We start from the raw sequence: 13779 nt of genomic DNA, 5'->3' as shown, positions 1-13779 counted from the left end.
AAAAGTTAGGATGGGGCTATGAACCACTTCAGCGAGTTGTACGAGTATCGCACTGGTGTGCAGTCAGTGCCTATGGGGTTGAATTTCGTAGCTGGTTTATCAGGCTTCACCGACTCGGGCCATGTGTTCGCGCAATTCGCTCAGCACATATTCAGCAGCCTCAAGCATGAGTTGATTCTTCAATTCGCCAACGATGAACTACTTGATTACAGATCAAGACGACCAGTGATGTATTTCGAGCGCGACCATATCGCAAGTTATGAACCCGCGATCCTCGGAATCTATCTGGTTCACGATGAATCCAATGAGCCTTTTCTGTTCCTGCATGGTTACGAGCCTGACTTCAAATGGGAGGCCTTTTCTGATGCGATTCTTGAAATCGTTGAGGAGCTGCAGGTTGCCGACTTCACCTGGGTACACTCGATTCCTTTTCCAACACCGCACAGTCGACCAGTGGGCATAACCGTCTCAGGCAACCGCTCGGATGTCATCGAGCTCGTTTCTGAGTGGAAACCTCAAACTCAAGTCCCCGGCAACATCCTTCACTTAATCGAGTACAAGCTGACTCAGATAGAAATTCCGGTGGCAGGGTTCGTAATGCTCATTCCTCACTACCTGAGCGACACTGAGTTTCCCCAGGGAACAATTACCGCACTTGAACAAGTTAGTGCCGCGACAGGTTTGGTTTTTCCGACCGACTCTCTTCGAGCCGAGGCCGTTGAAGTTTCGAAAAAGATTGATGAGCAGCTCTCTAAAAATGAGGACCTAGCCAAGATGGTTGCCTCTCTTGAGGCCGGTTATTCAAGTGAAATCAACCTTGGTATCAGAAACCAGATTGTCAGACCGACCCCTCACATGCCTTCGGCAGAAGAAATTGCCGATGAGCTTGAGGGTTATCTAGCTAACCGTCACAAAAATGGTGCTGAGGACGAGATTTAGTTCAAGCGGAATCGTATTCCGAGTTTCTCCTCGGTTTCTTTCCAAAACTTATTCTGTTCAGTTTCGTCCAAGAGCTCGCTCGGCAGTTTGGCAGGCTTAGGTTTTCCCCAAAGCTCCAGAACTGCCGGGCCAATGTAACTTCCGTTTGATTCGTCGAGACCTCTGAGCACCGTCTCAGAGCCGCGCCGAGCCGGTTGCGCTAGAAGATACTCAACTGGTCTAACCCAGCTTGCTCCGTAACGACTTGCTCGAGTGAAACCTGGGTGTGCAACCGTTGAGCTCTGATTAGTGTTTTTAAGCTTTCTGGCAACGGTGAGACCGAATAGCAGGTTCTCGCGTTTGGACTTTGCATAGTGATCTGCCGTCGACATTGCAGCTTCGTTCGAGGTGGTCATCACGTGAGTGCGAGCGACAATCGAAGAAACGGTCAGCATTCTTGCGCTGTCTGCCGCAGCATCCCAGATTTGGGACGTCAGATAGAAGTGAGCAAGGTGATTTACCCCGGTATGCCACTCAAAGCCCTGAACTGTTTGTTTTTTGGGTGACTCGACCTTGGCTCCGGCGTTATTGATCAGCACATCCCATTGGTGCTGCCTCAAATAGTTTGCAGCCTCAGATACTTGGTTCAAGTCTGAGAAATCGCAACTCAAGAACGCCAATTGTTTCTCTTTATTGGGCAGAGCCTCGATTACTTCGCTTAATTTGCTTGGATTTCGCCCAAGTGCGGTTACTGAATAGCCGCGATGCAGCAACGTTTTAACATTTTCAAACCCAATTCCTGCGGTTCCACCTGTCACGATTGCCCTTTTAGTCATATCGGCAGAATACGCCCCATTTGATTGGCAAGATGGGAATGTGAAAAACAAAGCCGCACTCGTGATGACAGCCGGTGCGCTGGCATACCTTGTCGCGGTAATCAATCGAAGCAGTCTGGGTGTCGCTGCACTTGCTGCGACCGAGCGTTTTGATGTTGCCGCAACCATGCTCTCGACTCTTGCAGTGTCGCAGTTGGCTGTCTATGCGGCTATGCAAATTCCGGTAGGAATCCTGCTTGATCGTTTCGGTGCAAAACGCCTTCTGGTTTTTGGCGCATGCTCAATGGCAGTCGGGCAACTTCTGGTTGCTTTCATCCCGGTATTCGGTTTCGCAGTTGCTGGCCGAATGCTTGTTGGTTTGGGTGACGCCTTTGTTTTCATCTCAATGATTCGCTTGGTGTACGGCTGGTTCGACGGGGCAATGGCGACGAGAATTCAACAACTTCTTACCAATGTTGGTCAAGTTGGCCAAGCGATATCGGCATTACCGTTTGCGCTTGTTTTGCACCTAAACGGCTGGACCGTGGCTTTTGCTTCCCTTGCTTTCGTCACTGTTGCTCTAGTTTTTGTGCTCCTTGCAGTGGTTCAAGAAGATCGAAATCCGAGTGATGGAATCATCAGGGCTGAGTCTCTTAAATCGTCATTTCGCCAGCTTGCTTCGAACGTTGCTAAACCTGGCGTGCGTGCCTCGTTCTGGATTCACTTCACCTTGCAATCAGCGCCATCGGTGTTCCTATTGCTTTGGGGGTATCCGTTCTTGGTTTCGGCTGAAAACTTTTCACCATCTGCGGCATCATTCGCACTCTCGACTTTCGCGGTCACTGGTCTGTTTTCTGGACCGGTAATTGGTTGGTTGTGTGGTCGTTATCCAGGCGCTCGAATATTCATGGTTATCGGCACGGCGTTGTCGATTGGCGGTTCATGGATTCTCGTTTTGCTTCAAACGGAGTCTGCACCTACTTGGATGATTCTTCTGCTCATCTTTGTCTTGGGTGTCAGCGGGCCTATGTCGATGGTTGCCTTTGACTTCGTTCGAAATCACGTAGATAAAAGTCAGTTGGGTGCTGTGAATGGCTTTGTCAATGTGGGTGGGTTTGTCGCCACCTTCTCGATGATGTTTATCGCAGGCGTCATTCTTGATCAGGTTGCGCTTGCGAATAGCGATGATACTGGTGTCATTTCTAGATTTACTCTCGAAGGATTCCGTTGGGCGATGTCTGTTGAGTTCTTTGCACTCGCTCTCGGGGTCTTGATGCTTGCCATTGAATTGGCCAAGACCAGAGCTCTGAAAAGCCATCAAGGGAATAAATAGTAACCGTTGCCTGTTTCCAGCTGGGTCGCACTTCAACTAAATGCACTCAGTTTTAGCTTTAGCGTGGCATACTTATCTATAGGACCCAGTCGTCGAAGATTCATTTCGATTTGACATGGGTCTTCGTAATGCCCGAAACGCCTTCGAGATTGTCTTGGGGTGGGGGAGTGGAGAGGTTCAAATTGGCTAAAAAGAACGAAAGTGCGCCTGACAAAACGTCATGGTTTAGTCGTTTTCAGCGCAATGAAAAATCTCAGGGGGACGAAGTAGCAAACATTAAGGAACCCGAGAACATTAGCGTTGAACCAAAGAAAAGTGCTCCAGTGACCAAAACAGCAGCGAGTAAGCCCGTAACCAAAAAAACTCAAGCTCCGACCGAGAAGCCAGTTGCTAAGACTGCGGCGAAAGCCCCGGCAAAGGCTACAGAAGCCAAGCCTGCTAAGAGTTCCGAGAAAGTTTCTACCAAGGCGCCGGCCAAGGCTGCAGCCAAGAAGGCTGAAGCTGAGTTACCACTAGACGCTGAACAAACCGCAACCAAGACTGTAAAGGCAAAGCCAGCCACCAAGGCCGCCGCCAAACCTGCTGGCGCGAAAGCGAAACCAGCAAAGGCCGCTAAATTGCCTAAGTCTGATGATGAAGATGAAGAAGATCTAGACGACATCTCAGTCGAAGCGATTGTTGCCGATGCCGCAATTGCCGTTGACATAGTTGCTCTAGAAGATGACCACCACGATGACGAGCAAGAAGAAGTCGAAACTTTGGTTGTTCCAGAGGGTGCTTTGGTTCTCTCACACCGTGAAGACGACGACATTCCTGTTCAGACAACAACAATCACCGGTGCAACTGCTGACCCTGTGAAGGACTACCTAAAGCAGATTGGAAAGGTTGCGCTTCTAAATGCCGAGCTCGAGGTTGAGTTGGCGAAGCGCATTGAAGCCGGCCTTTTTGCTGAAGAGAAGCTAGCCAACGCTAAGAAACTTACTCGTGAACAAGAGCGCGATTACAAGTGGGTAATCAAAGACGGCCAGCGTGCTAAGAGCCACCTTCTAGAGGCTAACTTGCGTTTGGTGGTTTCACTGGCAAAGCGTTACACCGGCCGCGGCATGCAGTTTCTTGACCTCATTCAGGAGGGCAACCTAGGTCTGATTCGTGCCGTTGAGAAGTTTGACTACACCAAGGGTTACAAGTTCTCTACCTATGCAACCTGGTGGATTCGACAGGCAATCACTCGAGCAATGGCTGACCAGGCTCGCACCATTCGTATTCCGGTTCACATGGTTGAGGTCATCAACAAGTTGGCTCGCGTTCAGCGTCAGCTGTTGCAAGATCTTGGTCGCGAACCGACCCCAGAAGAATTGGCTCGTGAGCTAGATATGACCCCTGAAAAGGTTGTCGAAGTTCAGAAGTACGGCCGTGAACCTATTTCGCTTTCAACCCCACTCGGTGAAGATGGCGATTCTGAGTTCGGCGACCTAATTGAAGACACCGAAGCAGTTGTGCCTGCTGATGCAGTTGGCTTCACCATGCTTCAGCGTGAGCTTGAGCGCATCCTTGATTCGCTTCACCCTCGCGAAGCTGGCGTTATTCGCAGCCGTTTCGGACTTGGCGATGGCGTTCAAAAGACTCTTGACCAGATTGGTGAGGAGTTCGGTGTGACTCGCGAGCGTATTCGACAAATTGAATCGAAGACAATGTCAAAGTTGCGTCACCCTTCACGTTCGCAAATGCTTCGAGACTACCTAGAGAACTAATTTGTTCTACCTGCCAGCCATTCTGATCGGGCGCTTAGTGCGTCTGGCAGTTCGGTTGATTCGTCCCGGTGGTGGCTCTGCGCTGCCGGGCTTGGTTTTGAGTAAAATCGCGCCTGGCTTGTTGGCCGCTACGCTTTCTAAATTCAAGGATGGTCTTGTCGTTGTCACTGGGTCAGCCGGTAAATCAACAACAACCAAGATGCTCGTTGCGATGGCGCGAGCTCACGGCAAAGTTGTATTCACGAACCCATCAACAGCGAACATCGCTCAGGGTTTCTACTCGTCAATAATTGAACGTTCGAATGTTTGGGGAGCCATCGCTGGCGATGTTGCGATTCTTGAGATGGACGAAGGGCATGCTGCTGAAATCACCAAGCGCATTCTTCCGCGCCAAGTGACCGTCCTGAATGTTTTAGAAGACCAACTTGATCGTTTCATTGACCCTGCATTGGTGAGAAATAAGCTTGGCGAAGTTGCAGCCCGAGCGACCGACGCCGTGATTTTGAACACGGATGATCAAAACATCCTGGTTATGAACCAGAAGTACCAACCAAGTTCAGTCACATGGTTTGGCATCGCGTCTGAAATAGTTTCAAATACAGCTCACGGGCTCGGCGCCGCAGAGACATACCTCTCGGTGCTACCTCGTCAAGAAGTTTCATCAGAGATAACCAGTGTTGACGGGCTAGACGCCTCGGCTGTCGTTCAAGGTAGGGACTGCTCGCTGATCTTGCCAAATCGTGGCCTGCACTTTGCTCTGGATGCAATTGCAGCCTTAGAGAGCGCCAGGCGTTATCTGGGGGAGAGCTTTGATCTAGCCCTTGCCACTAAGACTCTAAACGAGCTTCCGCCAGTTTTTGCCAGAGGCGAGATCGTAAAAATCAATGGTGAAGAGGTCGAGTTTATTCTCGTTCAGAATCCAATGAGCTTTCAGTTGAATCTAGATAATTTGACCACCAATCCCGAGCAGATTTTCTTAGCCATCGGCCGCGATGTTCACGATCCATCCTGGCTCTGGACCGTAGACCTGAAAAACTTGAGTCATGTTGATGTTCTATCGGGATTCAATTTCGCTGAAATGGGTCTCCGATTGACCTACGCAGATATTCCAGTTGGATTTGCCACCGATGATCTGCAAATTGCCTTGGATAAATTCTTTGCCCTACCCCGACCAGAACATGGTCGAAAAACCGTTATTTTCAGTGCTGATGCAATGAGGCGCACACGCAGAATCCTGGGTCTCACCGACCCCGAGGCGGTCGAGCGATGATTAAGTTGGTTGGACTTTTTCCGAGACACCTGAATCTAAATGGTGACTTCGGCAACCTGACTGTTTTGTCTAAGCAGCTTGAGTGGCGTGGAGTCGAGTTTGAGGTTCACTTGGCTGAATCTCTGCATGAAATACCGGTAGACGCGTCTTTCATTCTTCTTGGGCACGGTTCAGCAGCAGCTTGGGCTGACTTGTCTTCTTGCTTCTCTGAGCTTAAGCAAGTGCTCAGCTCTGCGCTCGAGCGTGGCGCCAAAATTCTCGCAGTTTCTTCAGGCGTTGAACACCTATTTGATGTGACTAGCGCAGATAGCGCTGGCATTGGACTACTGCCTGGCAAACCCGTGTTGCGTGAACGGACTTCTGAGTTTAAGAGCTTTGTGTCGGACTCAAAACAGAGCCTTGGGTATGTGAACTCTGAACTTGAACTTCCACTTTTTAGTGAAGATGGTGGCCTAATCTGCACACTGCTACACGGCCCATTCCTGGCTAAATCTGAGTATCTTCAAGAGCTTGTTTCGGACCTTTGTGCTTACGCAGGTGTCGAGTGCCCAGAATTGTCACATGCAAAAACCCAGGAACTCAAGAAGTATCTTGAAGGTGCCTGGGTCGCAGCTGGCGTTCATTAAGTTTTAGCGCGAGAGAAGCTTGTCGCTTTCGTCTAGCCATGACTTTGCAATTGGTTCTAGTTTGGCTTTTTTCTCATTACCGTGGTGTGAACAGAAAAGAAGTTCACCGGTAGCTAATTCAACTCGGATGTAAGCCTGAGCTCCACAAATGTCACAACGATCTAGCGCGGTTAGCGACTCTCTTGACTCGTTGGTTTCTACTGACTCGGTGATTGCATCATTTGCTGACATTGCTACTCCTCTGATTACTTCTATTTGAACATGGTGGTGACGGAAAAAGTGCGCAATTCACTAGCAGTTCGCTAACTGCGATATAGCGTTTCGAAGATGCGGTATCCGTGTCAGATCAAGGATTCCGCACCGTTCGGGTTAGCATTTTCGGGTGCCTAATTCAGATTACTCAGCAAGACATCTCTCGGTTCTAGAGGGGCTCGAGGCGGTTCGCAAACGCCCGGGTATGTACATCGGCTCGACCGATAGTCGTGGCTTGATGCACTGTCTTTGGGAGATTATCGACAACTCGGTAGATGAGGCACTTGCTGGCTTTGGTGATCAAATCAAAGTTATTTTGCACCCAGACGGCAGCGTTGAGGTGAATGACCGTGCCAGAGGTATCCCGGTTGATATTGAACCTAAGACTGGTTTGAGCGGTGTCGAAGTTGTTTTCACAAAATTGCATGCTGGTGGAAAGTTCGGCTCTGGTTCATACGCAGCATCGGGCGGTCTTCACGGTGTTGGTGCGTCGGTAGTTAACGCGCTATCTCAACGACTTGACGTTGAGGTTGATCGCGATGGTAAGACCTACGCTATGTCTTTCCGCAGGGGCGAGCCGGGCACATTCGATGACGCTTCTGGCATTAAACCCGGAAACCCGTTTCAACCATTCATCGATGGTTCAGTGCTCCGTGAGGTAGGCAAGGTAGCCAAGGGCATTTCTGGTACCCGTGTGCGCTACTGGGTTGATCCACAAATATTTATAAAAGACGCTGTATTCGCTATTGACGACCTTTTGGGTCGTGCTCGCCAGACTGCGTTCCTGGTACCCGGTCTTGGTATCAACATCGAAGATCAGCGGTCATCCGAGATTCTTCGCCACGATTTCAAATTCGATGGTGGTCTAGTTGAGTTCGCTGATTACTTGGCCAAGGATACCCCTCTAACTGCTACCTGGACTCTAGCCGGGCAGGGTTCGTTCACCGAGACCATTCCTGTGCTTGACGAATCAGGAAACATGGTTTCGCGCGAAGTTGATCGAACCTGCGATGTTGACATAGCTATACGTTGGGGAACCGGCTATGACACTGAGGTCAAGTCGTTCGTAAACATCATTTCGACTCCCAAGGGCGGCACTCACATTGCCGGCTTTGAGCAGGCACTGCTTAAGACTCTTCGTTCTCAGATTGAATCGAATGCTCGCAAGTTAAAAGTTGGCAACGACAAAATTGAAAAAGAAGATGTTCTTGCCGGAGTCACAGCAGTTGTCACAGTTCGACTTGCTGAACCTCAGTTTGAGGGTCAAACCAAAGAAATTCTAGGAACTCCGGCAGTCCGAAACATCGTTGCCAATGTGGTTACCAAGGCTATGGGGGAGAAGTTCAGTTCATCCAAGCGGGATGACAAAACCCAAGCTTCGCAGTTGCTTGAAAAAGTCGTGGCCGAAATGAAGTCGCGAATTTCTGCCCGCACTCACAAAGAGACTCAGCGTAGAAAAAACGCTCTCGAGACTTCCTCACTCCCTACCAAATTGGTAGATTGCCGCACCCAAGAAACTGAGACCTCTGAGCTGTTCATCGTTGAGGGTGACTCTGCGCTTGGCACAGCCAAGTTAGCTCGCGACAGTGAGTTCCAGGCGCTGTTGCCTATCCGTGGAAAAATCTTGAATGTGCAAAAGGCATCGATTTCAGACATGCTTTCAAACACCGAGTGTGCCTCGATTATTCAGGTACTAGGTGCCGGTTCAGGCAGAAGCTTTGATCTAGATTCTGCTCGCTACGGAAAAGTGATTCTGATGAGTGACGCCGATGTCGACGGTGCTCACATTCGCACTCTTTTGCTAACTCTTTTCTTTAGGTACATGAGGCCTCTTGTCGAGGCTGGTCGTGTCTTTGCTGCTGTGCCACCTTTGCACAGGGTTGAGATCGTAAATGCAGGCTCAAAGGCCAACGAAGTGGTTTACACCTACTCGCAGGCAGAGCTTGAGGATTTGCTTCAGAAACTATCCAAGGCCGGCAAGAGATACAAAGAGCCTATTCAGCGATACAAGGGCCTTGGCGAAATGGACGCAGATCAGCTTGCAGAGACCACCATGGATCGCAACCACCGAGCACTGCGCAGAGTTCGCGTCGAAGACGCAGCGGCAGCCGAATCGGTTTTCGAATTGCTCATGGGCAACGACGTTGCTCCTCGTCGAGACTTCATCATCGACTCGGCCGATGGCTTTGAAAGAGACAGAATCGACGCGTAGTGCGAATTAGCTAAAAAATGGACCCCGAATGTTTGGGGTCCATTTTTTTTATTTAACAGGCTACCTAGAACCTAGGCTTCCGACGAGTGTGTCAATCGGTGATCCCGAGGCGTCTCGCTTGGCAGCCTCTGATGGCAGAGTGATCGGTTTTCCGTCTGTGCTAAGTGCTAGTAGCTCACCTGATGTAACAGCTGCAAAGTACAGGCAATCTTCAGCTCGAATGAAACGCTGCGCGCGCACACCGCTTGTTGCCCGGCCCTTTGCTGGGAACTCGGCAAGTGGTGTCCACTTTGCGCTGCCTGGATCTGTGCCTGGTATGGCCGCAGAGGAGTTGGCGCAAGTAACAACTTTCGATTCATTGATGTCGCTGACAACGCTGAAACTTAGTACGGTCCCTTCTGGCGATAGGTTGATTCCTGCTACACCGCCGGCTGCGCGTCCTTGAGGGCGAACGTTGGCTGCCGAGAACCTCAGAAGTTGAGCATCGTTGGTGACAAAGACGAGTTCGTCATCGTCGGAACAAACAGCGGCTCCCACAACTTGATCGCCATTCTTGAGACTAATCATTTCGAACTCATCTTTAGGCGGGTATTCTGCGCTTACGCGTTTCACGACGCCCTTTAGGGTGCCAATTGCCAAACTAGTCTTTTCGTCTAGCGGAGTAACTGAAACCACTGAAAGCGACTTTGCGATACCCAAGAACGAGTTGGCCGAAACCATAGAATTCACGTCGGTTGCGTACTCCATCGACGGAACATCGCCAACGTGAATTCGGTGCATTTTTCCGTCACTAGTCAAGAAACCGATGTCTGACCTAGTTGAAGTTTCGAATCGAACCGCGACCGCGTCATGTTTTGTTCGTTTTGAGGTCACAGTTGGTTCACCAAGCTCATTGACACGGCCAACGAGCCCTGAAGCCGTCATAATGATCACGCAAGGGGTATCGGCCAATTGGGCGCTAACCGAGGCCGCTTTTGCCATACTGATCGGCTTAACCTCTTCAACATCACTGATGAGAGTGGTTCTGCGATCTTCGCCGTATTTTGTCGCGACTTCGTCAAGTTCAGCAGAGACCACATCGCGTAGGTTTTGGTCACTTGAGAGAATCGCCTCGAGAGATGCAATGTCTTCTAGCAAAGCTGCTCGCTCTGTTTCAAGCTCGATCTTCGAGAACTTAGTAAGGCGGCGCAGCCTTAGCTCAAGAATATATTCGGCCTGAAGTTCAGAGAGATCGAAAATTTGACGCAGACGGATACGGGCGTCATCAACTTCATCGCTGCTTCGAATTACCTGGATAACTTCGTCGATAGAAACGATTGCGATCAGCAATCCTTCTACTAGGTGGAGTCGGGCTTTGCGTTTTCCAAGTCGATTTTTGGTGCGACGCTTTGTGACAATTATTCGGTGTGACAGATAGACCCCGAGCATGTCTTTTAGGCCCAGTGTTTGTGGTCTTCCATCGACCAAGGCAACATTGTTGATGCCGAATGAATCTTCCATCGGGGTAAATCGGTAAAGCAGATCAAGTACTACCTGAGGGTCAAAGCCAGTTTTTAGCTCGATAACGAGTTTTAGTCCGTTGGTGCGGTCAGTCAGATCAGTGACGTCAGAAATTCCTTGCAGTTTTTTTGAATTCACTCCGTCTTTGATCTTCTCAATGACTTTTTCTGGACCAACTAGGTAAGGAAGTTCCGTTACGACAAGTCCCATTTTTCGCGGAGAAACGCTTTCAATCGAAACGCGTGCTCGGGTTTTGAAGGTTCCTCGACCAGTTTCGTAAGCGTCCCGAACGCCATCCAAGCCCATAATGATTCCGCCGTTAGGCAAATCAGGACCAGGTACAAATTTCATAAGCTCTTCGGTCGTGGCCTCTTTATTGCCAAGGAGAAAACGAGCGGCAGCAATAGCCTCGCGCAGGTTGTGGGGCGGCATGTTCGTTGCCATACCTACAGCGATGCCCGAAGCTCCATTTACTAGAAGGTTCGGAAAGGCCGCGGGAAGCACCTCAGGTTCAGTGAGTTGTGCGTCATAGTTTGGCTTGAAATCAACAACGTCTTCATTGAGACCGTCATTCATTAGAAGTGCGGCGGTTGAGAGGCGTGCTTCGGTGTAACGTGCTGCTGCGGGGCCGTCGTCAAGGGAACCAAAGTTTCCGTGGCCGTCAATCATTGGAACGCGAAGCGAGAACGGCTGGGCCATTCGAACCAGTGCGTCATAAATTGCTGAGTCACCGTGAGGGTGCAATTTACCCATCACTTCGCCGACCACGCGAGCAGACTTTACGTGACCACGATCTGGGCGGAGGCCCATTTCGCCCATCTGAAAGATGATGCGTCGATGAACTGGCTTTAGGCCGTCTCGAGCATCAGGAAGTGCGCGAGCGTAAATGACCGAGTAGGAATACTCCAAGAAGGAGTCTTGCATCTCTTTGGATAGGTCTATGTCGACGATTCGCTCTTGCGGCAGATTGTCTTGAGTCATGTTTCTAGAGGCTCTGAACTTCCTATGGCAGACTTAGGTGATGTCTTCGATGCTACCCGCGCTTCCTAAATCCTTCGGGAGGCTAAGCGATGTTTTTGCCTCCGCACTAGGGGCGATTACTGGTGTAGACAACCGTCTTGGTTTGAGACGAGTTGAACAGTCGGTTGTCGTGCTAGTTGACGGACTCGGTGTTTCTAATTTGAATTACCGCTCTGGTCACGCTCCCTTTCTCACCCGTTCTGTCGGTACAAAAATATCAACCGTGTTTCCGTCTACCACTGCTGCCGCAATTGCCAGTTTTTCGACTGGACTCTTACCAGGCAGACATGGACTTGTCGGGTATCAGATCTTCGATCGAGACAAAAATCAGTCTGTAAATCTTCTTACCGGTCTTGGTGCAGACTTTAGCCCAGAGCAATTTCAGCCAAACCAAACCATCTCAGAGAGAGCAACTGAAGCAGGCGTTCCGTGTTTTGTTGTGGGGCCTGCTGAATATGAGAATTCCGGCTACTCAAACGCAACGATGCGCTTGACGACATACCTCGCCGCAAAAACACTCGATGACCGGGTTCGCAGCACTCTCGCTGTACTAGACAAAAATCCCAAAGCGTTGGTGTACCTGTATGTTCCCGAGCTTGATCAAACTGCACACGCATTTGGCTCACAGTCATTCAAGTGGCTCGAAAAATTGGAAGAACTTGATGGTGCGATTCAAGAGTTACAGCATCGTTTGCCTAAGAAGGCAGGCATGCTTCTTACTGCAGATCACGGAATCGTTGATGTCGACCCGAATCAGCACATTTTCTTGGATGAAGCCCCAGGGTTAGAAAACCTAGTCGCAGTCGGGGGAGACCCAAGGTGCCAGTTTTTGTATTTCCAAGAAGCGATTTCTGAGAAGCAAATTTCTGAATTGAAATCTTGGCTAACCGACCGGTGCCTTGTTGCGACCAAGGAAGAGATTTCCAATGCCGGTTGGTATGGCACCTTGACTCACGAAGCGAGTGGTCGTTTACCCGATCTATTCATTATTGCGATCAGCAGGGTTGCGCTTTATCATCGCGATTTTGCTCGCAAAAAAAGCATGCAAATGATCGGGCAGCACGGCTCGATTAGTCCAGAAGAACTCAGTGTGCCGCTGCTTAGGTTCGGAGCTTTTATTTAGTCTTCGGTTTTAGTACCAAAGACAATTTCATCCCAGCTAGGCATGCTTGCACGGCCTTTTTTAGGTGCCGGGCTCTCCGTTTCCTGTGGCTGCGGAGTTTCCTTTTCAACGGTCTCGATTGCAGCAGCCGAGGATGCGCTAGCTGGAGCTACCTCTTGCTCAGCTTGTTCACTTCGCTTGCGGCGAAGCGCCTCAAGAAGGTCTGCTGTTGCGCTCAGAGGAGCCGGTGTCGAGGTTGTCGCGTCGGTTTGGCTAACTGCGGTGAAAAGTTCGTCGATGGCAGATTCAACCTTCTTTGGCTCATCAGCAACAACGCTTAGTGTGACGGTTTTATCTGAGGTTGACTGCTTAAATGCTGCCGGAGTCGTAGTTACTGGAGTCACATCCACGGCCGGCGCGATAACGGGTTTGCCGCTTGAAAGACTGATTGCAGTTTTGTTCTCTGGCGTCAGTGTGAGTTTTCTTGCGTCAAAAGACCAATCAGCGTCATGGCTGATGTCATCAACGGTGTAATTCAGAGAGATAGTCCAAAGCCCATTTTCAATTCTTTTTGCGGCCCACTTTATTTGAGTGCCTACCAAGCTGGCGAGACGATCTGCAATTAGAGTCTCAAATTCCAAATGCTCGGATGATCGATCGCCATCGATTCCCAGGCGCACACTTAGTGCACTTGCCAAAACGTGATTCAGTTCGGCAAACACAGGCACAGCGAAGTTTTCTACGAAACCTATTGACGCCCCCGAAGCGGCAGCAACCTCTTCGATGCTTGAACCAGCGCGAATAGCATTTTGGATCTGGCGTGGTGACATTGAAACCGATGCAAGCTTCTTCGAGGTTTCCTTTTTTACGCTTGAGCGAAGTACGTCATCAACTAGCAGGCGATACTTTTGGCCGTCCAATGACTCGAGTAATAAGTAATCCTCGTCATTGCCAACAAGTCTGATGTCTTTCATAACTTC

The 13779-nt window shown here is 50.0% G+C and carries 11 protein-coding genes; 7 read left to right on the top strand and 4 right to left on the bottom strand.

Annotated features, from left to right (window positions below):
• The first annotated feature begins 18 nt into the window (after nucleotides 1-18).
• A complete protein-coding gene (locus Q0L26_RS01120) occupies nucleotides 19-939 on the top strand; it encodes a PAC2 family protein (protein ID WP_296646262.1) in 921 nt (306 codons plus the stop codon).
• On the opposite strand, the gene Q0L26_RS01115 is transcribed toward Q0L26_RS01120, so the two are convergent.
• Complete coding sequence (locus Q0L26_RS01115; protein WP_296646259.1) at nucleotides 936-1754, bottom strand: SDR family NAD(P)-dependent oxidoreductase; 819 nt, start codon at nucleotides 1752-1754, stop codon at nucleotides 936-938. The genes Q0L26_RS01120 and Q0L26_RS01115 overlap by 4 nt on opposite strands.
• 40 nt (nucleotides 1755-1794) lie before the next feature.
• On the opposite strand from Q0L26_RS01115, the gene Q0L26_RS01110 reads away from it, so the two are divergent.
• The 4 genes from Q0L26_RS01110 to Q0L26_RS01095 all read left to right on the top strand — a co-directional run bounded on the left by Q0L26_RS01110 (nucleotide 1795) and on the right by Q0L26_RS01095 (nucleotide 6713).
• Nucleotides 1795-3066 carry an MFS transporter gene (locus Q0L26_RS01110; RefSeq protein WP_296646256.1) on the top strand — a complete coding sequence of 424 codons (1272 nt, stop codon included), beginning with the start codon at nucleotides 1795-1797 and terminating at the stop codon, nucleotides 3064-3066.
• A gap of 182 nt (nucleotides 3067-3248) precedes the next feature.
• Nucleotides 3249-4817, top strand: a complete 1569-nt coding sequence (locus Q0L26_RS01105; RefSeq protein ID WP_296646252.1) for an RNA polymerase sigma factor — start codon at nucleotides 3249-3251, stop codon at nucleotides 4815-4817.
• A 97-nt stretch (nucleotides 4818-4914) separates the two neighbouring features.
• Entirely contained in the window at nucleotides 4915-6087 is a 1173-nt protein-coding gene (locus Q0L26_RS01100) for a MurT ligase domain-containing protein (protein ID WP_296646249.1), read from the top strand.
• Nucleotides 6084-6713, top strand: coding sequence for a hypothetical protein (locus Q0L26_RS01095; RefSeq protein ID WP_296646247.1), 630 nt, complete (start codon nucleotides 6084-6086; stop codon nucleotides 6711-6713). Before Q0L26_RS01100 ends, Q0L26_RS01095 begins: the two co-directional genes overlap by 4 nt.
• 3 nt (nucleotides 6714-6716) lie before the next feature.
• Here Q0L26_RS01095 and Q0L26_RS01090 read toward each other — a convergent pair whose 3' ends face one another.
• Nucleotides 6717-6944 carry a hypothetical protein gene (locus Q0L26_RS01090; RefSeq protein WP_296646244.1) on the bottom strand — a complete coding sequence of 76 codons (228 nt, stop codon included), beginning with the start codon at nucleotides 6942-6944 and terminating at the stop codon, nucleotides 6717-6719.
• Nucleotides 6945-7095: 151 nt separating this feature from the next.
• On the opposite strand from Q0L26_RS01090, the gene Q0L26_RS01085 reads away from it, so the two are divergent.
• Nucleotides 7096-9177 carry a DNA topoisomerase IV subunit B gene (locus Q0L26_RS01085; RefSeq protein WP_296646240.1) on the top strand — a complete coding sequence of 694 codons (2082 nt, stop codon included), beginning with the start codon at nucleotides 7096-7098 and terminating at the stop codon, nucleotides 9175-9177.
• Nucleotides 9178-9237: 60 nt separating this feature from the next.
• Here the strand turns inward: Q0L26_RS01085 and Q0L26_RS01080 are convergent, their stop codons facing one another.
• Nucleotides 9238-11658, bottom strand: coding sequence for a DNA topoisomerase IV subunit A (locus Q0L26_RS01080; RefSeq protein ID WP_296646237.1), 2421 nt, complete (start codon nucleotides 11656-11658; stop codon nucleotides 9238-9240).
• A 40-nt stretch (nucleotides 11659-11698) separates the two neighbouring features.
• On the opposite strand from Q0L26_RS01080, the gene Q0L26_RS01075 reads away from it, so the two are divergent.
• Nucleotides 11699-12820: an alkaline phosphatase family protein gene (locus Q0L26_RS01075; protein ID WP_296646235.1), complete on the top strand. Its 1122-nt coding sequence runs from the start codon at nucleotides 11699-11701 to the stop codon at nucleotides 12818-12820.
• Here the strand turns inward: Q0L26_RS01075 and sepH are convergent.
• Nucleotides 12817-13773 carry a septation protein SepH gene (gene sepH, locus Q0L26_RS01070; RefSeq protein WP_296646232.1) on the bottom strand — a complete coding sequence of 319 codons (957 nt, stop codon included), beginning with the start codon at nucleotides 13771-13773 and terminating at the stop codon, nucleotides 12817-12819. The two genes, Q0L26_RS01075 and sepH, sit on opposite strands and share 4 nt — an antisense overlap.
• Nucleotides 13774-13779 lie beyond the last annotated feature (6 nt).

The sequence above is a fragment of the Rhodoluna sp. genome (genome assembly GCF_024641065.1).
Lineage (GTDB): Bacteria > Actinomycetota > Actinomycetes > Actinomycetales > Microbacteriaceae > Rhodoluna.
Note: the sequence above shows the minus strand (reverse complement) of the source record. Positions and strands in the feature narration are given on the sequence as shown.

Excerpts from the sequence above, each read along its gene's own strand:
- Q0L26_RS01120 (WP_296646262.1), top strand. The coding sequence starts at position 19 with ATGAACCACTTCAGCGAGTTGTACGAGTATCGCACTGGTGTGCAGTCA.
- Q0L26_RS01115 (WP_296646259.1), bottom strand. The coding sequence starts at position 1,754 with ATGACTAAAAGGGCAATCGTGACAGGTGGAACCGCAGGAATTGGGTTT.
- Q0L26_RS01095 (WP_296646247.1), top strand. The coding sequence starts at position 6,084 with ATGATTAAGTTGGTTGGACTTTTTCCGAGACACCTGAATCTAAATGGT.
- Q0L26_RS01090 (WP_296646244.1), bottom strand. The coding sequence starts at position 6,944 with ATGTCAGCAAATGATGCAATCACCGAGTCAGTAGAAACCAACGAGTCA.
- Q0L26_RS01080 (WP_296646237.1), bottom strand. The coding sequence starts at position 11,658 with ATGACTCAAGACAATCTGCCGCAAGAGCGAATCGTCGACATAGACCTA.
- Q0L26_RS01075 (WP_296646235.1), top strand. The coding sequence starts at position 11,699 with ATGTCTTCGATGCTACCCGCGCTTCCTAAATCCTTCGGGAGGCTAAGC.
- sepH (WP_296646232.1), bottom strand. The coding sequence starts at position 13,773 with ATGAAAGACATCAGACTTGTTGGCAATGACGAGGATTACTTATTACTC.